We start from the raw sequence: 19,482 nt of genomic DNA, 5'->3' as shown, positions 1-19,482 counted from the left end.
GCGCAGCATGCGCGGGTGACAAGGCGCAATCGCCGCCCCGCACGATCACAGGAGGGGAGTTGCAGTGAGCGAGAGGCTGCGTATCGAGAACCTCTACAAGGTTTTCGCCAAGGATCCCGGACCTGCCCTGCAGGTCCTGCGCAAGGGTGGCACGAAGGACAGCGTCTTCGAGACGCTCGGCCATGTCGTCGGCCTGGACGACGTCTCGCTCGCGGTGCCGTCCGGCGCCATGTACATGGTGATGGGGCTGTCGGGCTCCGGCAAATCCACCCTGGCGCGCTGCATCAACCGCCTGAACGAACCCAGCGCCGGCCGTATCCTGCTCGACGGGCAGGATCTCGTGCCACTCGACGAGAAGGCGCTGCGCGAGGTCAGGCGCACGCGCATCTCGATGGTGTTCCAGCATTTCGCGCTGCTGCCGAACAAGCGCGTGATCGACAATGTCGAATTCGGGCTGAAGCTGCGTGGCGTTCCGCCGGCCGCGCGACGCCGCCGTGCCGAGGAGGTCCTTTCCGTCGTCGGGCTCGGGCGCTGGGGCTATCATCTGCCGCACCAGCTCTCGGGCGGCATGCGCCAGCGTGTCGGCCTGGCGAGGGCACTGGCGACCGATGCAGACATCCTGATCATGGACGAGGCCTTCAGCGCGCTCGATCCGCTGATCCGCACCGAGATGCAGGACGAGCTGCTGCGCCTGCAGCGCACGTTCAACAAGACCATCCTGTTCATCACCCATGATTTCCAGGAGGCGCTGAAGCTCGGCACCCGCATCGCGATCATGTCCGAGGGGCGGCTGGTGCGCGAGGGCACGCCGCAGTCGATCGTGCTCGAGCCGGGCAGCGACTATGTCGCGGCCTTCACGCGCGAGGTCGATCGGGCGCGCCTGTTCGACGCGCGCTCGGTGATGAAGGTGCCCGCGGAGCTCTGGCGCGGGCCGGCCGGCATCGTCGTCGGCGGGCCGGAGGGGGGCTTCCTGCTCGATCAGCAGGAGCAGGTCGTTGCCGGGCTGGACGGCGCCGAGATCGCCTGCCTGCAGCAGACCGGGATGCTGCCGGCCGAGCACGCTGCCCCGATCTGCGTGCCGGCGGCCGCCAAGCTCATCGATGTCGCCCGCTGCTACCGCGCCGACCGGAGCGTCGGCGTGGTCGACGATGCCGGCCGGCTCGTCGGCCTGCTCGGCGCCGAGCAGATACTCGCCCGCATCGCCAACCTGCCGGCTCGGGAGTTCGAGTCATGATCAAGGCCGATGATCTTGCCATCTTCCCGATCGACCAGTGGATCCAGGACGGGGTGCGCTGGCTGGCGCTGAACCTGCGCCCGTTCTTCCAGGCGATCAAATGGCCGGTCGAGAGCCTGCTCGGCTTCAACGACTGGGTGCTGCACGCCATCCCGTTTCCGGCGATGCTGCTGCTGATCGGCCTCGTCGCCTGGCGCAGTGCCGGCGCGGGCGTCGCGATCTTCAGCGTCGTCTCGCTGGTCGCGATCGCCATGCTCGGCGTCTGGGCCGAAGCGATGACGACCCTGTCGCTGATCGCGACGGCGATCGTCTTCTGCGCCGTGATCGGCATTCCGATCGGCATTCTCTGCGCGCGCAGCGACCGGGTCTGGAACGTGGTCCGTCCGATCCTCGACATCATGCAGACCACGCCGACCTTCGTCTATCTCGTGCCGGTGGTCATGCTCTTCGGCGTCGGGACGGTGCCGGGCGAGGTTGCGGTCGTCACGGCGGCCGCTCCGCCCCTGATCCGCTTCACCAATCTCGGCATCCGCATGGTTGAGCACGAGATCGTCGAGGCCGGCCTCGCCTTCGGTGCCGACCGGCGCCAACTGCTCTGGGAAATCCAGCTGCCGCTCGCGATCCCGACCATTCTCGGCGGCCTCAACCAGACGGTGCTGACCGCGATGGTGATGTCGGTCGTCGTCGCGATGATCGGCGCCGAGGGGCTCGGCCTCGTCGTGCTCCAGGGGCTGGGGCGGCTCGATGTCGGCCGCGCCGCTGTCGGCGGCATCGCCATCGTGCTGCTGGCGATGATGCTCGACCGGATCACGCAGAAGCTCGCCGAGGCCAAGAGCGGCCAGCGCCCGTCGCTGTTCCAGCTCGCACTGCGCTTCCTGCGCGGCGGGCGGCGCGAGGAGATCGCCGCCCTGCCGCCGGGCGAGGCCACCCGGCAAGGCGCATAGACGCCGCAGCCAGCGGCGCAAGACATCCCGCCGGTCAGGCGGGTGGGGACAACAAGAAGCGACAATCAAAGAGGAGAACGCGATGATCAGCCCGTCAGCCAAGACCTTCGTCAAGACATTCGCCGCGGCGGCGCTCGCCGTGGCCACACTGCAAGGCACCGCCCTCGCCCAGGCGCTGCCGGGCAAGGGCAAGACCGTGCGCTACGCCCAGAGCGACAGCCTCGGCGCCAACTATGTCACCGCCCAGATCGTCAACCGGGCGCTGAAGGAACTCGGCTACGAGGTGAAGATCTCGACACTCAATACGACGCTGTTCTTCCAGGCCGCGGCGCAGGGCGACCTCGATCTGGCGACCGACGTCAACATGCCCCAGCGCGAGCCGGCCTTCCGCGCCGTCGAGAAGCAGGCCGAGCTCATCGGCAGCGGCATGATCGTCGGCGGCGGCGTCAACGGCTACCTGATCGACAAGAAGACGGCGACGGCACACAGCATCACCAGCCTCGCCCAGATGAAGGACCCCAAGCTCGCCGCCCTGTTTGGCAAGGACGGGCGGGCCGATCTGATCAATTGCGATCCCGGCTGGAGCTGCGGCGACGTCGTCGACTTCCAGATCGACAAGTTCGGGCTGAAGGACACGGTGCGCTCGGTACGCGGCAAGTACGAGACGCTGATGGTCGAGGCCGTGGCGCGGGTGAAGCGCGGCGAGCCGGCCTTCTTCTACGCCTGGAGCCCGTCCTGGGTGAACAACGCGTTGATCCCGGGCGAGGAGGTCGTCTGGCTGCCGACACCGGAGGACGCGCTGCCGCCAAACGTGCCCAATCGCGGCTCGGCCCAGGTCGCCGGCGTCAAGGGCTGTGCCGGCGGGGCCGATCCCTGCCGCATGGCGATGGCGTCGTGGAACTGGGCTTCCGTTGCCAACAAGCAGTTCGTCGCGGCCAACCCGGCGGTCAAGGCGCTGATCGAGCAGATGAAGTTCCCGCTGCCGATCTGGTCGGCCTGGGAGTTCAATATCAACAAGAACGGAGCGAGCAGCGCCAACGTCAACCGCATGGCGGAAGAGTGGATCAGCCAGAACAAGGCGATCTTCGATGGCTGGGTGAAGAGCGGCAGGGACGCTGTCTGAGCAGGAACGCAATGGGAAAGCCGGCCCGGAGGGCCGGCTTTCCTTTTGGCCCAGCGACCGCAACTGGCGTGGCCCAGGTCGGCAGATGGCGTGGCACGTGAAGGCTGTTACCTGCGATTGATGCAAACGACCTTTGGTTGGGTCATCTCCTCGACGGCAAAACGAACGCCCTCCCGCCCGATGCTGCCGTGCTTGAACCCGCCGAACGGCATGGCATCGAACCGATAATCGGAGGAATCATTGATCATGACGCCGCCGGCGTCGAGCCGCCGGGAGGCTTCCAGCGCAACCGAGAGACTGTTCGTGAAGATGCCGGCATGCAGGCTGTAGTCAGGATCGTTGGCCATATCGATCGCCTGATCCAAGGTCTCGAATGGCGACAGCATCACCACCGGGGCAAAAACCTCATCGTGCCATAGCGAGCAGGTCGGAGGAGTGCCCTCCAGCACGGTCGGATTGTAGAGCGAACCTTTGCGAAGATTGCCGCAGAGCAAGGTCGCGCCAGCCGCGATTGCATCGTTCACGGCGGCTTCGGCTCGCTTCGCGACCGTCTCCGAGATCATCGGTCCGACATCTGTGTCTTCCCGTGACGGGTCGCCTGCTGTGAGCTCTTGCGTGGCCAGCACGAAGGCGTCACGGAAGCGCTGATACAGCTGCGCCTGGATGAGAATGCGCTGCGTGCCGATACAGTTCTGCCCCGCAGCCCAAAACGCACCCGAGACGCAGCTTTCGACCGCCATGTCGAAGTCGCAGTCGGCCATGACGATGACCGGCGCGTTGCCGCCGAGCTCCATCGCGAGCTTCTTCAACCCAGCAGAGCGCGTGATCGCTTCCCCAGCGGCGAAACCACCGGTGAACGATACCATACGAACATCTCGGGCGGAGACGAGTGCCTTGCCGAGATCGACGCCGCCGATTGCGACCGTGATGATCTCTTCGGGCAAGCCAGCTTCGATGAGAACCTCGACCAGCTTCATTGCGGAGAGCGGAGTCAGTTCGGACGGCTTGAGGAGGAGCGCGTTCCCGCCGGCGATTGCCGGCCCGAGTTTGTGCGCCACGAGATTGAGCGGGTCGTTGTAGGGCGTAATCGCGGTGATGATCCCGAGTGGCTCGCGTGTGAACCAGCCCTGGCGCTGCTCTGATCCCGGATAGGCGTCGAAGGGAATGACCTCACCCGTGTTGCGCTTTGCCTCTTCCGCCGAGAGCTTCAACGTGTTGGCACAACGCATGACCTCCTTGCGTGCCTGAACGATCGTCTTCCCGGCCTCGGCGACGATCGTGTTCGCGAAACTATCGCAGCGATCGGTTATGCGGGCGGCAGCGCCTTCGAGGATGTCGGCCCGCTTGTGACGCGGCAATTGGCGAGACACAGCCGCTCCACGCCGGGCGCGGGCGAGCAGATCGTCAAGAGCTTCCGTGCCGGTCGAGGGAACCCTCCCGACGACCGAGCCGTCGAATGGGTTCTCGACATCGATGGTGGTGCAATCCTCGGATGCGGCCGGCACCACATCCAAGTGGGAGTCTGGAGACGCCATGACGATATCCAAGCAGTGCGGCAGGCTGTGCCCGATCAGGCGATCGCGTTTTCGCGTGACAGCTCGTCCATGACCTCTCGTACCGCGGCCTCGGCGATCGAAATGATCTCGTCGATCTCTCCCTTGGTCGTCACCAGCGGCGGAGCAAAGCCGAGGATGTCGCCGTGTGGCATCGCGCGAGCGATCAGGCCGCGGTCGCGTGCCGCCTTCGAGACACGGGCGCCAACCTTCAATCCGGCGTCGAAGCGGGTCTTGCGCTCCCGATCAGCGACGAATTCGATCGCGCCCATCAATCCAACGCCGCGAACCTCGCCGACGATCGGGAGCTGAGCGAATGTGGCGGTGAGCCGTTGCTGGAAGTGCTCGCCGACGACGCGCGCATTGCCAGGCAGGTCTTCCTTCTCGACGATGTCGAGGACCGCGTTCGCGGCGGCGGCACCGATGGGATGTCCCGAATAGGTGTAACCGTGGGAGAATGCCCCGACCTTTGCCGCGCCTTCTTCCATCACCGCGTAGATCTTCTCGCCCACGATGGAGCCGGAAAGCGGGAAGTATGCCGAGGTCAGGCCCTTGGCGATGGTGATCAGATCGGGCTCGATTCCGTAGTGATGGGAGCCGAACATTGAGCCCGTCCGCCCGAAGCCCGTGATCACTTCGTCGGCGATGAGGAGCACGTCGTGCTTCCTGAGGACCTCCTGGATGGCGGCCCAATAGCCTTCCGGGGGCGGCGTGATGCCACCCGTGCCAAGGACCGGCTCCGCGATGAACGCCGCAACGGTATCGGCTCCCTCGCGCTGGATCAGCGCGTCGAGTTCAGCGGCCCGGCGCGCCGAGAAGGCAAGCTCCGTCTCGCCGGCTTCTGCGCCCCAATAGTGGTGTGGCGCGCCAGTGTGGATGATCCCGGAAACCGGCAGGTCCATATGGTCATGATAGAAGCTCATGCCGGTCAGCGACCCCGACACCACGCTGCAACCGTGGTAACCCCGCAGACGTGAGATGATCTTCTTCTTTTTCAGCTTGCCGCGGAGGTTGTTGTAGTACCAGACGAGTTTGACATTCGTCTCGTTGGCGTCGGAGCCCGACATGCCATAGAAAACCTTGCTCATCTTGCCCGGGGCCATCCGCACCAGGCGATCGGACAGGATCGCCAGCTCGTCGGTCGTGTGCGCAGCGTAGGTATGGTAGTAGGCGAGCCGATAGGCCTGACGGGAAATCGCCTCCGCCACCTCTGTCCGACCGTAGCCGATGTTCATGCAGTAGAGTCCGGCGAAGCCGTCGATGAACTCCTTGCCGGTCGCATCCTGAATCCGGATGCCCTTGCCTGTCTCCACGATGGTCGGATCACCGATCTTGCCGCTCGCGAAGTCGGCGAGCTGCGTGAAGGGATGGAGGACGCTGGCGCGGTCCAGCCTGCTGATCTCGGCGACGTTGACCGTCATTGCGTGGCTCCTTCTGTCATCGAATGTTCAGTCGAGAGCGCCGGAGAAGTCTCCGCGCTCCACCGCGAGCGATTGTCAGCGGGCGTGACCGCCAACCGCCGGATTTGGTGTCCTGACCATTGATAACGTTATATAGAGCCAAGGCGCAGGTTGGCGGCGTTCACATGCTCTCAATGGATGGCTTTCTGCGTATTTATCGGCTTCACGCAGGATTCGTGCGCAATGACGCTAGATCAGATCGACATCAAGCTCCTGAGGGCAGTGCAGGCGAACAACCGCCTCACATCGGAAGAGCTCGCCGAACTGGCGAACCTGTCGCCAACCGCCTGCCAGCGCCGCATGAAAAGACTGCGCGCGGCGGGCGTTATCGAGGGGGACGTCTCGATCGTGTCCCCGAAGGCGGTCGGGCGCCCGGTTTCGATGCTCGTGCTCGTCTCTCTCGAACGGGAGCGCGCGGACATCGTCGATCGCTTCAAGGCTGCCATCAGGTCGACCACCGAAGTGATGATCGGCTTCTATGTGACGGGCGACGCTGACTTTGTACTCGTGGTGACCGCACGCGACATGGAGGACTACGAGCAGTTCACGCGACGGTTCTTTTACGAGAACCCCGACATCAAGGGCTTCAAGACCTTGGTGGTCATGGACCGCGTGAAGGCAGGGTTTTCCTTGCCAATCGAACTGTGAATTTCCGCAGTTGAAGCGGCGCCGGTTCAGCCTAGCACCGAGGCCAGGAATTCGCGGGTACGAGGCTGCTCGGGCGCGCTGAAGATGCGCTCCGGCTCGCCCTGTTCGCAGATGCGGCCCTTGTCGAAAAAGCAGACCCGGTCGGAGACCTCGCGGGCGAAGCGCATCTCGTGGGTGACGAGAAGCATGGTGAGATCATGCTCGCTGGCGAGGCCGCGGATGACCGAGAGCACCTCGCCGACGAGTTGCGGATCGAGCGCCGAGGTCGGCTCGTCGAACAGCAGCACGCGCGGGCGCATGGCGAGCGCACGGGCAATCGCGACGCGCTGCTGCTGACCGCCGGAAAGCTGCGCCGGATAGTGGTCCTTCTTGTCGGCGAGCCCGACCATGGCGAGCAGGTCGACCGCCCGGCATTCGGCCTCGCCGCGCGGCAGGCCGAGCACCCGTAGCGGTGCCTCGACGACATTGCGCAGCACAGTCATGTGCGGGAACAGGTTGAAGCTCTGGAAGACCATGCCGACATGGCTGCGGATCTGGCGCAGATGACTATCCGACGCCTTGAACGGTCCGCCGGCATTCGGCTCGTGATAGGACATGCCGGCGAGCGTCAACCGTCCCTCCTGGAACGGCTCCAGGGTCATCAGGATGCGCAGCACCGTCGACTTGCCCGAGCCCGACGGGCCGATCAGCGTGACCTTCTCGCCGCGGGCGACGCTGAAGTTGAAATCGTCGAGCACGGTCAAGGCGCCGAACCGCTTGGTCACGCCGGCGAACTCGATGATGGGCGGCTGTGGATCGACGGCAGGCTGGGCGGTGTCGGTCATCGCAACGGAATCCCTGCTTTCGGCAGCGCCTTCTGCAGCCGGTGCAGCCCGGCCGAGCAGATCAGCGTGAGGAGAAGGAAGATCAGGCCGACCAGCGTCAGCGGCACGAGATATTCGAAGGTGCGCTCGCCGATCATGTTGGCGAGCCCCATCATCTCGAGCACGGTGACGATGGAGAGCACTGGCGTCTCCTTGATCATGGCGACGAGGTAGTTGCCCATCGCCGGCAGGATGCGCGGCACGATCTGCGGCACGACGATGTCGCGATAAGTCTGCAGCCGGCTGAGGTTCAGCGCGGTCGCCGCTTCCCATTGCCCACGCGGCACAGCCTCGATGCCACCGCGATAGACCTCGGAGGTATAGGCCGAATATTGCAGCCCGAGCGCGAGCGCTCCGGTCAGGAAAGCCGGCAGCGTGATGCCGTAATCCGGCAGCACGTAATAGAGGAAGAAGAGCTGCACCAGGAGCGGCGTGTCGCGCAGGAATTCGACGACCACGGCCGTGGTCCAGGACACGGCCGCGAGCCGGCTGCGGCGTAGCAGCGCGAAGACGAGACCGAGCACCAGCGCGATCGCAAAGCCGGCCGCCGCCGCCTGCAGCGTCACGGTGAGCCCGATCAGGATGATCGGCAGGATCGAGGCCGCGTAGGTCAGCGGCGTCGTCGTATCCCATTCGAAGCCGTACATCATGCCATCGGCCTCACGAATGCGCCGCGCGCGGGAAGGCCGCGCCGCGCCGGACCCACCGCTCGATCAGCCGCATGATCAGCATCAGCACCAGCGACATCGCGAAGTAGCCGACGAGCGTCAGGCTGTAGACGCCGGCGCTGTCGAGGGTGAGGTTGCGGATCGACTGCGCCCGGAAGGTCAGGTCGGCGATCGAGATCAGCGAAACCAGCGAGGACAGCTTCAGAGTCTCGATGGCGAGATTGCCGAAGGCCGGCATCATCTCGACCAGCGCCTGCGGCAGGCTGATACGGAGAAGCGTCTGGGCGCGGCCGAAATTCAGCGCCCGCGCCGCCTCACGCTGCTGCACGGAGACCGATTGCAGCGCGCCGCGCACGATCTCGGAGCCATAGGCGCCGACATGCAGGGAGAGCACGAGAATGCCGGTGGCGACGGGCTCGAAGCTGACGCCGACGAGCGGCAGGGCATAGTAGAACCAGAACAACTGGACGAGCAGCGACGTCCCGCGGAAGAGCTCCGTGTAACAGAGCGCGATCGTCGACAGCACGCGCCCGCCCTCGACGCGGGCGATGCCGGCCACGAAGGCGGCGACGGCGCCGATCGCGATTGCCGACAGCGTGATCGCCGCGGTGACGAGTGCGCCGCGCGAGAGCGCAGGCAGATAGGACAGCCACTCCATCCGGTAAACTCCCGCGAGAGCGTCGAATATGGGCGCAGAGTCCCGCCCGCCACTTGGGCGGGCGGAAACGTGTTCGGCTAGCGCCCTATTTGCCGGCGCAAAGGTCCTCGACCTTACGCTCCGCCGCCGCCTTGATGCTGGCCTCGGACAGCCCGTAATTGCCAAGGGTCTTCTTGTACTCGTCGCTCTTGCGGAACTCGACGAGGGCGACATTGAAGGCGTCGCGCAACTCCTTGTCCTCGGGCCGGAAGGCGAAGCCGCCGAAATTGCGGACCGGCTTGCCGTTGACCACCGGATCGGTGAAGGGCGCGACCTGCTCGACATTGGCCTGGCCCTTGGCGAGCGAGGCGACGGTGAGCTCGGTCGCGGCATAGGCGTCGGCGCGGCTCTGCACGGTGGCGAGCGCATCGGCATTGGCGGTGATGAAGATCACCTGGCTGTCCTTGACGCCGACGGCGCGCAGGAAGTCGATATTGTTCGCCCCGGAGACGACCGCGACCTTCAGCGACGGGTCCTTGGCGATGTCGGCATAGGTCGTGAGCTTCTTCGGATTGCCCTTCTTCACCAGCAGGCCCTCGCCATAGGAGGAGTTCGGCTCGGAGAACGAGACCTGCTTGCAGCGCTCCGGCGAGATGTTCTGCTCGGCGGCGACGAAGTCGAAGCGCTTGGCCTTGAGGCCGGGGATCAGCGTGCCGAAGGGCGTGACCGACCAGTTGGCCTCGGCGACGCCGAGCTTCTTCAGCACGGCGTTGGCGACGTCGGGGCCGATGCCGGCCGAGGTGCCGTCATCCTTCATGTAGGAATAGGGCACCTCATTGGCGGTCGCGACGCGGATATAACCCTGGTCCTTGACGTCCTTGAGCGTGGTGGCGCCGGCGGCGGAGAGGCCGATGGCGACAGCGAAAGCGGATACCCCGGCGATTTTCAGAAACGGCATGTGCAATTCTCCTCTGGTTGATGTTTCTCCGCTTGCCGATTGCTTCGGCTTCTCTGGCGTCTTTGCGCCGGCGGATTGGCTTGGACCGGTCTCCCGGCCGAACGGGTCAGGGCGCCTCCGTCAGCACGGCAAGCACCGAGAGGCAGTCGCCGGCCTTGATCAGCCCGGGGACGTGGCGCGCGGCCAGGATGCCGTCCATGGCGGCCTGGTACTCGGCAGGGGCGAGCCCGGTCTTGCCGACGGGATAGACCCGGGCGATCACCTCGCCGGCGCGCACGGGTTCGCCGAGGTCGTGCTCGAAGACGATCAGCCCGTCATCCTGGGCGAAGATGAAGCAGTCGCCCGAGGGCATGTCGAGCCAGCTGCTCGGCGCGGTCTCGGGCGTACCTGCCAGGATACCGGAGTGCCTGAGCAGGTTGGCGGCACCACGCCGGGCGATGCCGATGCTGCGTGCACTTGCCGTTCCGGCGCCGCCGAGCTCGGTCGTGACGAAGACCTTGCCCATCTCCTCGACGGTGGTGTCGAGCATGCCGACGGCGTCGATCTCCAGCATCTTCATCGAGTAGGGCGCGGAGAAGGCGGCGACCGCTGCAAAGCAGCGCGCCTCCTGCGCCTTGTCCGGCAATTCATGCGCGGCGGCATAGGGCAAGAAGTCGAGCGTCTTTCCACCGGAGTGGAAGTCGAGGACGATATCGGCGAGCGGCACGAGATGGCGCGTGACGTAGTCGGCGATCTTCTCGGTCACGCCTCCATCCGGTCGGCCGGGAAAGCTGCGGTTGAGATTGCCCTTGTCGATCGGCGAGGTGCGCGTGCCGGCTAGGAAGGCCGGATAGTTCAGCGCCGGCAGGATGATGACGCGACCCGAAACCTCGGCCCGATCGAGCGTGCGCGCCAGCTCGAACAGCGCCGCCGGCCCTTCGTATTCGTCACCGTGGTTGGCGCCGATCAGGAGCGCGGTCGGCCCTTCGCCGTTCGCGATCACGCAGATCGGGATCATCACCGAACCCCAGGCGCTGTCGTCGCGGCTATAGGGCAGGCGTAAGTGGCCGTGCTGGACGCCCTGCGCCGACAGGTCGATCGTGGGTGTCACCGGCGAGGGACGGGGTGAGGCGGTCAACATCGCGTCAAGCCTTGACGAAGAGCTGGCGCGGCACGTTCGACAGGCATTCGACGCCGCTCTCAGTGATCGCGATGCTTTCGGTGATCTCGAGGCCCATATCCTCGAGCCAGAGGCCGGTCATGAAATGGAAGGTCATGCCGGGCTTGAGCTCGGTCCGGTCGCCGGGCCTGAGGCTCATGGTGCGCTCGCCCCAATCGGGCGGATAGGACAGGCCGATCGGGTAGCCGGTGCGGTTGTCCTTGATGATCCCGTACCGCTTCAGCACCGCGAAGAAGGCGTTGGCGATGTCCTCGCAGGTGTTGCCGGGCTTTGCCGCGGCGAGGCCGGCTTCCATGCCTTCGAGCGTCGCCTTCTCGGCATCGAGGAAGGCCTGCGTCGGTTTGCCCAGGAAGACGGTGCGCGAGAGCGGGCAATGATAGCGTTTGTAGGCACCGGCAATCTCGAAGAACGTGCCTTCACCTGATCGCATCGGCTTGTCGTCCCAGGTCAGATGCGGCGCGGAGGCGTCGGCGCCCGAGGGCAGCAGCGGCACGATCGCCGGATAGTCGCCGCCGAACTCGGGCGTGCCGCGGATGCCGGCATCATAGATCTCGGCGACGAGATCGCATTTGCGCATGCCGGGTCGGGCGACCTCGACGATGCGCTTATGCATCAGCTCGACGATGCGGCCGGCCTTGCGCATGTAGTCGAGTTCGGTCGTGCTCTTGACCGCGCGCTGCCAGTTCACCAGTCCGCCGGCATCCTTGAAGCGGGCATTGGGCAGGTGCTTCTGCAGCGAGGCGAAGGCCGCCGCCGAGAAGTAGTAATTGTCCATCTCGACCGCGATCGAGAGCGTGCCCCAGCCGCGCTCGGCGATGATCTCAGCGAGCAGATCCATCGGATGGCGCTCGGTCGACTGAACATAGTGGTCGGGATAGCCGATGATGTTGTCATGGCCGAGATAGGCGGTGCGCTTTGCGCCGTTCGCATCCTGCTTGCGACCGTACCAGATCGGCTCGCCCGTCGGCGGCACCAGCACGCATTGGTGGACGTAGAACGACCAGCCATCATAGCCGGTGAGCCAGTGCATGTTTGAGGGATCGGTGACGATCATCAGCTCGACGCCGGCCCGCTCCATCGCGGTACGGGTCTTGGCGAGGCGCTCGGCATACTCCTCGCGCGTGAAATTCAGGGTCACGGTCACGCGGCGTCTCCCGCTTCGGCTTTGGTGTCGATGGTCTGCCCGGCGCCGGCACTGAGGGCGCGGGCGGCGGCAAGATTGGCGATCGCCGTGTCCTGCACGCCGGTGCCGGTCAGGTCCGCCAGGGTGATCTCGTCAGCACGCGTCCGGCCGGTGCGCTTGCCCGCGATGACCTCGCCCAGTTCAGCGAAAGACTGGTCGGCCGTGGTGAGGCCGGCGCGGATCGCGGAGGCGAGTTCGCCGAGGCGCCGGGTCTGGCTGAGGCGGTCGGCGACATAGGTCGCGCGAGCGAAGACGGCCGGGTCGATCTCGTTCTTGTGCTCGCTGTCGGAGCCCATCGCGGTGACGTGCTGGCCGGGCTCGAGCCAGTCTGCCCTCAGGATGGGCTGTTCGCTCGGCGTCGTGGTGACGATGATGTCGGCGCCCCTTACGGCCGCCCGAGGATCGGTAATCGCCGTGACGGAAATACCAAGCTTCCGGGAGAGGTCGCTCGCGACCTTACCGGCCTTCTCCTGGTCACGCGCCCAGATCCGCGCCTCCCGTATCGGCCGCACCAGCGCCAGCGCTTCGAGCTGGAGCCTTGCCTGCATGCCGGCGCCGAAGACGGCGGCGACCGCCGCATCCGGCCGGGCGAGGTGGCGTGCCGCGACGGCTCCGGCCGCGGCCGTCCTGACATCGGTGAGATAGCCATTGTCCAGGAGCAGCGCCTCGACCAGCCCGGTCCTGGCGCTGAACAGGATCATCAGCCCGTTCAGGCTGGGCAGGCCGAGCTTGGGATTGTCGAAGAAGCCGGGGCTGACCTTGATCGCGAAGCCGTCGAGGCCCGGCACATAGGCCGTCTTCACATCGACCTCACCGCGATATTCGGGGATGTCGAGCCGCAGGATCGGCGGCATGGCGACGGGCTTGGTCGCGAGCGCCGCGAAGGCTTCCTCGACACAGGCAACCGCGCTCTGATCGAGCCTGACGACGCGGCGCAGTTCCGCTTCAGTGAGGACAAGCATGCGGCTCATGCGGCGGCCCCGGAGACGATGCGCCGGTGCACGGCCTCGTCGATATTGCGGCCGGAGACGATGAGCGCTGTCGGCCCCAGCGGATTGGCCTTGCCGGCAAGCAAGGCCGCGATACCGACCGCACCGGCGCCCTCGACAATCTCGCCCTCATCGCGCGCTGCATGGCGGATGCCTGCGGCGATCTCCGTCTCGCTCAGCAATACGACTTCGTCGAGAAGGTCGCGGCACAGCGCGAAGGTGACGCGGTTGGAAAGGCCGATGCCACCGCCGAGCGAATCCGCCAGTGTTTCCTCTTCGACCATCGCGACGGGATGGCCGGCTGCAAGCGCCGCGGCCATGGCGGCGCCGCGCTCCATCGAGATGCCGACGATCCTTGCCGAGGGCCGCAGCGCCTTGACCGCGACCGCAATCCCGGCCGCGAGACCGCCGCCCGAGAGTGGGATCAGCGCGCAGGCGAGATCAGGCATATCCTCGACCAGTTCGAGACCGATCGTGCCCTGGCCTGCGACGACATCCGGATGGTCGAAGGGCTGGATCGGGGCGAGCCCATGCTCGGCGACCAGCCGCTCGACCTCGGCCTGTGCGTCGTCCTGAGAGCGGCCGACGATACGGACCTCTGCGCCGAGCGAGCGGATCGCCTCGACCTTGTTGGCCGGCACCAGCGCCGACATGCAGATCGTGGCGTGAAGGCCGAGCTCCCGGGCGGCGTAGGCGACGGCGCGGCCATGATTGCCGGTTGACGCGGTCACGAGCCCGCGCCGGCTATGGTCGCCGTCCAATGCCAGCACCGCGTTCATCGCACCACGAAGCTTGAAGGCGCCGATCGGCTGGCGGGTTTCGAGCTTGAGATGGATAGGGTGGCCGCAGAGGCGGCTCAAGGAGGGCGAGGCGACGAGCGGTGTGCGAACCACCCGGCCGGCGATGCGCGCTGCGGCGGCTTCGATGTCGGACAGAACCAGGGAGGCCGGCTGCGTGGCCGGCCGCTCTGCTTCTGCAGCGGCAAGATGCGGTTTGGTCACCGTCATTCCCCTCTCGCTTGTCATGCTGCGAGGGAGAAAATTTCATGTCAATTACTATATTGTCATGATTCAATTATGACGCGCGTGCTGAAGTGGCGGTCGCGAAAAAGCCGCGCCCGTCAAACGCCGCTGCTGTCAACCGATCGCGCCGATGTCGAAGACCGGCGGGAGTTGCTCGAAGGTCTGCCTGACCGTCGTCAGCGTCCGGGCCAGAAGCTCATGACTCATCCGTCCGCCAAGGCAGATGCGGATGCCGCCGCCATGGCCGGGACCGGCGACGAAGGGATCGGACGGCGTCACGGCGATGCGCCTGTCGGCGAGCGAGCGCACCAGGCTGTCCTCGGTCCAATGCGCGGGGACCTTGAGCCAGGCGCAGAGCGAGAGCGGATGGCTCGAGGCGACATGCGCCCCAAGTGTCTCCGCGACGATGCGTTGGCGGGCCTGCGCCTCCGCGCGCTGGACGGCGAGCAGCCTTTGCGCGGTGCCGTCCTCGACCCAGCGCGTCGCGATCTCGGCCGGCAGATAGGTGCCGCTCCAGCTGGTCACACGCAGGATCGAGGCGGCGCGGATCGAGTACTGCGGCGGCACCACGAGATAGCCGACACGCAGGCCGGTCAGCACCGTCTTGGTGAAGCTGGTGAGGAAGAAGCCGAGGTCGGGCAACAGCGCGGTGATCGACGGCAGTGGCTCAGGGATGAGCGGCTTGTAGACCTCGTCCTCGACGACGAAGACGCCATGGCGCTGCGCGATCTCGGCAATGGCGCGGCGGCGCTCGGGGCCGGCGACATGGCTCGTCGGATTGTTGAGCGTCGGGATCAGGACCAGCGCCCGCACGCCGCCTGCGCGGCAGGCGGCCTCGAACGCGTCGGGGCGAATGCCTTCCTCGTCGGTCGGCAGGCCCTTGAGGCTGAAGCCGAGGATATTGGCGAGGCCGATGACGCCGTGATCGGTCAGGTTCTCGGTCAGCACGAGGTCGCCGGCCCGGACCACGCAAGTCAGCGCCAGGAAGAGCGCATGGGCAGCCCCGTTCGTGATCAGCACGCGCTCGACGGCCGTCTCGACGCCCAGTGGCCCAAGCCAAAGCCGCGCGGCTTCACGGTGGCGGTCGAGACCGGCGATCGGCCGGCACGGCCGCATGAAGGCGCCGTTGTCATCCTCGGCCAAGGCCGCCAGCGCCTGGCGCGAGGCCGTCTCATGCGCGTCGAGATAGACCCCGCGCACGATCGAGAGGTCGACGACCTCGGTCGGGCTGCGGTCGAGCATCAGCCGCCCGGCCTGCTCGGTGACGCGGCTCTTCACGAAGGTTCCGCGCCCAACCTCGCCGCTGAGATAGCCGAGGCGCTCGGCCTCCTTGTAGCTCAGGCTGACGGTCTGGACGGAGATGCCGAGCTCGCGGGCAAGGTCGCGATGGGTCGGCATCCGGTCCATCGGCTTCAGGATGCCGGCGTCGATATCGGCGATGATGCGCTCGGTCAGCGCGGCATGCTTGGTCGCGCCCTTCTGCTTCGTCAGGACCGGATGCCACTCGACGGCCTTCTCCACCATCGGGGAAAGCCTGTTGCCGGAAGGCCGTTCGGCTTGACGGAACATGGGATTGTCTCGTTCTAAGGACGCATCGTTCAGGACATTATGCACGGGCGGTCACCGAAGATGAAGCTCGATCCCATCGACCTCAAGATCGTCGCGGCCCTGCAGTGCGACCGCCGCATGACCAAGCTCAAGCTCGCCGAAACGGTGGCGCTGTCGCCAGCCGCCTGCTGGGAGCGGCTGCGCCGGATGGACGCGGCCGGCGTGATCAAGGGCATTCCACTCGCCGAGGCGCATTCACGGCCATAGCAATCCGGCTAGGGAATGGAATGCCGGTTTACTTGAGCTGCGGCCGATAGCCCGCCGGTCTCTCCATATGAATGTCCGCTTCCAAAGCGATCGCCCAATGTCGGCTCCTCGCGCTTTGCGTGAGCGGCGCGGGTGCAGAGGAATGAGCTGCAGGCATGGCGGCCTGCCTCAGCCTGAAACTTCAAGCGATGATCTTGCCGGGATTGCAGAGATTGTCGGGATCGAACAGCGTCTTGATCTGGGCCATCAGCGCCACCTTCACGGGGTCGGCGTGGCGTTGCAGGGCCGCGATCCGCTTGTTGCCGATGCCATGCTCGGCGGAGAACGAGCCGCCGAGCCCGCGCAACTCACCATAGATCGCAGTGTCCACGGCTGCCCTGATATCCGGCCGGAGCGGGCCGGACAGGTTCAGGACGATGTGGAGATTGCCGTCGGCGAGATGGCCGAACAGATAAGGTTCGATGGCCGGATCGATCGCCTTCAGAGCCGGCCGCAGGCGCGCTACATAAGCGTCGAACTCGCGCGCCGGTAACGAGATGTCGTAGGAAGGCGCCTGAGGATGCAGCCGATAGAGCACGTCCGTGTCCTCGCGCAGCCGCCAGAGCTGCGCCGACTGGGCCATCGAGGTGCAGACGACGCCATCGAGGTCCGGCTCTGTCTCGGCGAGCGCTGCGAGCGCTTCTTCCAGGGCGGTGCGCGCAGCCTCGAAGCTCGCACCACCGAGTTCGACCAGCAGCAGGCAGGGTGAGCGCAACGGCAATTGCGCCGGGTCGAGGCCGATCGCGGCACAGGTCACGGCGGCAAAGCCGGACCACATGATCTCCGCCGCGAGCAGTGGCGACGACCCGCCACGCAAATGCCGGACGATGTCGAGCGCCTGCGCCGCACCGTTGAGGCCGAGCAACGCGGTCGCGCGGCCGTTCGGCAAGGGATCGAGCCGGATCACTGCACGCGTGACGATTCCGAGCGTTCCCTCCGCGCCGATCAGGAGCTGCTTCACATCATAGCCGGCACTCGTCTTCAGGACGCGGGTCATGTCGTCGACGAGGCGGCCATCGGGCAGCACGGCCTCCAGGCCGAGCACGCGGTGGCGCATGACGCCGGTGCGGAAGGCCGTGATACCACCGGCATTGGTCGCGATCAGCCCGCCGATCGTGGCCGAGCCGCGCGCGGCAAGGTCGAGGCCAGGATGGAGTCCGAAGGCTGCCGCGGCCTCTTGCAAGGCCCCGAGCGTGACCCCGGCCTGGACCACGGCGATGCCGCTGTCGGGGTCGATCTCCTCGATCTTGTCGAGCGCGCCGAGATCGCAGATCAGCTGGTCGGGCGTGGTGACGGCGCCGCCGACGAGACCTGTCCGCCCGCCTTGCGGCACGAAGGCACAGCGCTGCGCCCGGCACCACGACACCAGCTCTACGACGTCCGCGACAGAGCCGGGGCGAACGAGCGCGAAGGCGTTCAGGTTGCCCGCGTCCCAGCCTGGATCGCGCGCGGCGAGCACGCTGCGATCGAGCACCTGGCTTTCCGGCAACTGGCTGCGCAAAGAAGCGACCTTGTCCAGCTCAGGCTCGGCCAGCTGTTCCTCACAACGCATCATGCATGTCTCCGGGGATGGCCCGCTGTTGCAGGAGCCGGGTGAGCCAGTCCGGATCGACATCGGGCACGCAGGAGAGCAGCAATCGCGTATAGGCGTCGGACGGCGCCTCCAGCACCGTGTCGCGTGGTCCGCTCTCGACCACGGCGCCGTGGCGCATCACGACGACTTCGTCCGCGATGGCGCGCACCGTCGCGATGTCATGGGTGATGAAGAGGCAAGACAGGCCGAGCTCCTTCTGCAATCGCTGCAGCATCGCCAGGATGTCGGCCTGGACGACCTGATCGAGGGCCGAGGTCACCTCGTCGCAGATCAGCAGCTCGGGGTCGGCTGCGAGCGCCCGGGCGATGCAGACGCGCTGCTTCTGCCCGCCCGAGAGCGCGTTGGGCAGCCGGTCGAGCAGTTCGGGCTTGAGCTCGACCAGCGCCATCAGCTCGTACAGGCGGGCCGCGCGCGCAGCCCCCTTGAGGCCGTTATAGAGCTGCAGCGGCCGGCCGATCGTCTCGCGGATGCTGTGGTGGGGATTGAGTGCCGCATCCGGACTCTGGTGGATGAGCTGGACGCGGCGAAGCTCGTCACGCGAGCGATCCCGCAGGCGCCCCGGCAAGCCGCCTCCTTGCAGCAGGACCCGTCCGGCCGTGGGCGGCAGCAACCCGGCCACGACGCGCGCCAGGGTCGACTTGCCGGAGCCGGATTCGCCGACGAGGGCGACCGTGCGGCCCTTTCCGACCGTCAGCGAGACATCCCTGAGCACAGGGACGGAGCCATAGGAGGCGCCGACCCCGGCCAGTTCCAGCAGCGCCGCGCCATGGTCCGGCTCCGGCGCCTTCCTGATCTTGCGCACGGCCCAGAGCGAGCGGGTATACGTCTCGCGCGGAGCGGCGAGCATGGCACGCGTCGGAGCTTCCTCGACGATGCGGCCATGGCGCAGCACGACGATGCGATGGGCGAGCTGTGTCACCACCGCGAGATCATGGGTGATGTAGATCGCAGCGGTCCCGAAGGCTTCGACGACATCGCGGACGCAGGCGAGGATCTCGACCTGCGTGGTGACGTCGAGGGCCGTGGTCGGCTCGTCGAAGACGATGAGATCCGGCCGGCAGATCATCGCCATCGCGATCATCACGCGCTGGAGCTGGCCGCCCGAAAGCTCGTGCGGGAAGCGCTCGCCGATGCGGTCGGGATCCGGCAGGGCGAGGCGCGCGAACAGCTCGCGTGCCTCCTGCTCCGCCTGTCGTCTGCCCATGCCGGCCTGCCTTGTGGCGGTCTCGACCGCCTGGTCGATCAGGCGATGCGCCGGGTTGAAGGATGCGGTGGCGCTCTGGGCGACATAGGCGATGCGGGTGCCGCGCAGCGCCCGGCGGTGCTGCGGCGGCAAATCGAGCAGGTTCTGCCCATTGAAGTGGATGGTGCCTCCCGCGAAGCGGCAGCCGGGCCGAACATAGCCGAGCGCAGCGAGGCCGATCGTCGACTTGCCGGCACCGGATTCGCCGATCAGACCGAGCACCTCACCGGCGTGCAGCTCCAGATCGATGCCGTCGACGATCCGCTGCGGCCGGCCGGCCCCGCTCGCCTCGATCACGAGATCGCGCATGACAAGGAGCGGCACGCCACCCGTCTCAGTCAGCATGCGTT

The 19,482-nt window shown here is 66.4% G+C and carries 18 protein-coding genes; 5 read left to right on the top strand and 13 right to left on the bottom strand.

The features are described 5' to 3' along the window. Positions 1-64 precede the first annotated feature (64 nt). From ASE66_RS04040 to proX, 3 genes are all read left to right on the top strand, one after another. Positions 65-1,234, top strand: a complete 1,170-nt coding sequence (locus ASE66_RS04040; protein ID WP_057188245.1) for a quaternary amine ABC transporter ATP-binding protein — start codon at positions 65-67, stop codon at positions 1,232-1,234. Beyond that, positions 1,231-2,178 (top strand): ABC transporter permease, encoded by a 948-nt coding sequence (locus ASE66_RS04035; protein WP_057188244.1) that lies wholly within the window; start codon positions 1,231-1,233, stop codon positions 2,176-2,178. Before ASE66_RS04040 ends, ASE66_RS04035 begins: the two co-directional genes overlap by 4 nt. An 82-nt stretch (positions 2,179-2,260) precedes the next feature. After that, entirely contained in the window at positions 2,261-3,301 is a 1,041-nt protein-coding gene (proX, locus tag ASE66_RS04030) for a glycine betaine/L-proline ABC transporter substrate-binding protein ProX (RefSeq protein WP_057188243.1), read from the top strand. A gap of 107 nt (positions 3,302-3,408) precedes the next feature. Here the strand turns inward: proX and ASE66_RS04025 are convergent, their stop codons facing one another. Next, complete coding sequence (locus tag ASE66_RS04025; protein ID WP_057188242.1) at positions 3,409-4,836, bottom strand: aldehyde dehydrogenase family protein; 1,428 nt, start codon at positions 4,834-4,836, stop codon at positions 3,409-3,411. Positions 4,837-4,871: 35 nt separating this feature from the next. Next, the gene (locus ASE66_RS04020) at positions 4,872-6,275 is read right to left on the bottom strand and encodes an aspartate aminotransferase family protein (RefSeq protein ID WP_057188241.1); all 1,404 of its coding nucleotides are present in this window, start codon (positions 6,273-6,275) and stop codon (positions 4,872-4,874) included. A gap of 222 nt (positions 6,276-6,497) precedes the next feature. On the opposite strand from ASE66_RS04020, the gene ASE66_RS04015 reads away from it, so the two are divergent. After that, a complete protein-coding gene (locus tag ASE66_RS04015; RefSeq protein ID WP_057188240.1) occupies positions 6,498-6,962 on the top strand; it encodes an Lrp/AsnC family transcriptional regulator in 465 nt (154 codons plus the stop codon). A gap of 26 nt (positions 6,963-6,988) precedes the next feature. On the opposite strand, the gene ehuA is transcribed toward ASE66_RS04015, so the two are convergent. The 9 genes from ehuA to ASE66_RS03970 form a co-directional block, all read right to left on the bottom strand. Continuing rightward, entirely contained in the window at positions 6,989-7,786 is a 798-nt protein-coding gene (gene ehuA / locus ASE66_RS04010; protein WP_057188239.1) for an ectoine/hydroxyectoine ABC transporter ATP-binding protein EhuA, read from the bottom strand. Then, the gene (ehuD, locus tag ASE66_RS04005; RefSeq protein ID WP_057188238.1) at positions 7,783-8,475 is read right to left on the bottom strand and encodes an ectoine/hydroxyectoine ABC transporter permease subunit EhuD; all 693 of its coding nucleotides are present in this window, start codon (positions 8,473-8,475) and stop codon (positions 7,783-7,785) included. Before ehuD ends, ehuA begins: the two co-directional genes overlap by 4 nt. Positions 8,476-8,485: 10 nt before the next feature. Continuing rightward, positions 8,486-9,151, bottom strand: a complete 666-nt coding sequence (ehuC, locus tag ASE66_RS04000) for an ectoine/hydroxyectoine ABC transporter permease subunit EhuC (protein WP_057188237.1) — start codon at positions 9,149-9,151, stop codon at positions 8,486-8,488. 85 nt (positions 9,152-9,236) lie between these two features. Further along, positions 9,237-10,088, bottom strand: coding sequence for an ectoine/hydroxyectoine ABC transporter substrate-binding protein EhuB (ehuB, locus tag ASE66_RS03995; protein ID WP_057188236.1), 852 nt, complete (start codon positions 10,086-10,088; stop codon positions 9,237-9,239). 106 nt (positions 10,089-10,194) lie between these two features. Then, on the bottom strand, positions 10,195-11,208 hold the full coding sequence (gene doeB / locus ASE66_RS03990; protein WP_057188235.1) for a N(2)-acetyl-L-2,4-diaminobutanoate deacetylase DoeB: 1,014 nt from the start codon (positions 11,206-11,208) through the stop codon (positions 10,195-10,197). A gap of 4 nt (positions 11,209-11,212) precedes the next feature. Next, positions 11,213-12,391: an ectoine hydrolase DoeA gene (doeA, locus tag ASE66_RS03985; protein ID WP_057188234.1), complete on the bottom strand. Its 1,179-nt coding sequence runs from the start codon at positions 12,389-12,391 to the stop codon at positions 11,213-11,215. Beyond that, positions 12,388-13,401: an ectoine utilization protein EutC gene (gene eutC, locus ASE66_RS03980; protein WP_057188233.1), complete on the bottom strand. Its 1,014-nt coding sequence runs from the start codon at positions 13,399-13,401 to the stop codon at positions 12,388-12,390. Before eutC ends, doeA begins: the two co-directional genes overlap by 4 nt. Beyond that, positions 13,398-14,426, bottom strand: a complete 1,029-nt coding sequence (eutB, locus tag ASE66_RS03975) for a hydroxyectoine utilization dehydratase EutB (RefSeq protein ID WP_057188232.1) — start codon at positions 14,424-14,426, stop codon at positions 13,398-13,400. The genes eutC and eutB overlap by 4 nt, the downstream gene beginning before the upstream one ends. A gap of 129 nt (positions 14,427-14,555) precedes the next feature. Then, positions 14,556-15,965: a PLP-dependent aminotransferase family protein gene (locus ASE66_RS03970; RefSeq protein ID WP_413814246.1), complete on the bottom strand. Its 1,410-nt coding sequence runs from the start codon at positions 15,963-15,965 to the stop codon at positions 14,556-14,558. 105 nt (positions 15,966-16,070) lie between these two features. Between ASE66_RS03970 and ASE66_RS03965 the strand changes: the two genes are divergently transcribed. Then, a complete protein-coding gene (locus tag ASE66_RS03965) occupies positions 16,071-16,256 on the top strand; it encodes an Lrp/AsnC family transcriptional regulator (RefSeq protein WP_057188230.1) in 186 nt (61 codons plus the stop codon). Positions 16,257-16,437: 181 nt separating this feature from the next. Here ASE66_RS03965 and ASE66_RS03960 read toward each other — a convergent pair whose 3' ends face one another. Together ASE66_RS03960 and ASE66_RS03955 are read right to left on the bottom strand one after the other, a co-directional pair. Beyond that, positions 16,438-17,850 carry an FAD-binding oxidoreductase gene (locus ASE66_RS03960; RefSeq protein ID WP_057188229.1) on the bottom strand — a complete coding sequence of 471 codons (1,413 nt, stop codon included), beginning with the start codon at positions 17,848-17,850 and terminating at the stop codon, positions 16,438-16,440. Further along, on the bottom strand, positions 17,837-19,477 hold the full coding sequence (locus tag ASE66_RS03955; protein ID WP_057188689.1) for an ABC transporter ATP-binding protein: 1,641 nt from the start codon (positions 19,475-19,477) through the stop codon (positions 17,837-17,839). The genes ASE66_RS03960 and ASE66_RS03955 overlap by 14 nt, the downstream gene beginning before the upstream one ends. Between the last annotated feature and the right edge of the window lie 5 nt (positions 19,478-19,482).

It is taken from the genome of Allobosea sp. Root483D1 (assembly GCF_001429505.1).
Classification (GTDB): domain Bacteria; phylum Pseudomonadota; class Alphaproteobacteria; order Rhizobiales; family Beijerinckiaceae; genus Allobosea.
This window is presented reverse-complemented; position numbering and strand designations above follow the sequence as displayed.

Excerpts from the sequence above, each read along its gene's own strand:
- ASE66_RS04035 (WP_057188244.1), top strand. The coding sequence starts at position 1,231 with ATGATCAAGGCCGATGATCTTGCCATCTTCCCGATCGACCAGTGGATC.
- proX (WP_057188243.1), top strand. The coding sequence starts at position 2,261 with ATGATCAGCCCGTCAGCCAAGACCTTCGTCAAGACATTCGCCGCGGCG.
- ASE66_RS04025 (WP_057188242.1), bottom strand. The coding sequence starts at position 4,836 with ATGGCGTCTCCAGACTCCCACTTGGATGTGGTGCCGGCCGCATCCGAG.
- ASE66_RS04020 (WP_057188241.1), bottom strand. The coding sequence starts at position 6,275 with ATGACGGTCAACGTCGCCGAGATCAGCAGGCTGGACCGCGCCAGCGTC.
- ASE66_RS04015 (WP_057188240.1), top strand. The coding sequence starts at position 6,498 with ATGACGCTAGATCAGATCGACATCAAGCTCCTGAGGGCAGTGCAGGCG.
- ehuA (WP_057188239.1), bottom strand. The coding sequence starts at position 7,786 with ATGACCGACACCGCCCAGCCTGCCGTCGATCCACAGCCGCCCATCATC.
- ehuD (WP_057188238.1), bottom strand. The coding sequence starts at position 8,475 with ATGATGTACGGCTTCGAATGGGATACGACGACGCCGCTGACCTACGCG.
- ehuC (WP_057188237.1), bottom strand. The coding sequence starts at position 9,151 with ATGGAGTGGCTGTCCTATCTGCCTGCGCTCTCGCGCGGCGCACTCGTC.
- ehuB (WP_057188236.1), bottom strand. The coding sequence starts at position 10,088 with ATGCCGTTTCTGAAAATCGCCGGGGTATCCGCTTTCGCTGTCGCCATC.
- doeB (WP_057188235.1), bottom strand. The coding sequence starts at position 11,208 with ATGTTGACCGCCTCACCCCGTCCCTCGCCGGTGACACCCACGATCGAC.
- eutC (WP_057188233.1), bottom strand. The coding sequence starts at position 13,401 with ATGAGCCGCATGCTTGTCCTCACTGAAGCGGAACTGCGCCGCGTCGTC.
- eutB (WP_057188232.1), bottom strand. The coding sequence starts at position 14,426 with ATGACGGTGACCAAACCGCATCTTGCCGCTGCAGAAGCAGAGCGGCCG.
- ASE66_RS03970 (WP_413814246.1), bottom strand. The coding sequence starts at position 15,965 with ATGGTGGAGAAGGCCGTCGAGTGGCATCCGGTCCTGACGAAGCAGAAG.
- ASE66_RS03965 (WP_057188230.1), top strand. The coding sequence starts at position 16,071 with ATGAAGCTCGATCCCATCGACCTCAAGATCGTCGCGGCCCTGCAGTGC.
- ASE66_RS03960 (WP_057188229.1), bottom strand. The coding sequence starts at position 17,850 with ATGATGCGTTGTGAGGAACAGCTGGCCGAGCCTGAGCTGGACAAGGTC.
- ASE66_RS03955 (WP_057188689.1), bottom strand. The coding sequence starts at position 19,477 with ATGCTGACTGAGACGGGTGGCGTGCCGCTCCTTGTCATGCGCGATCTC.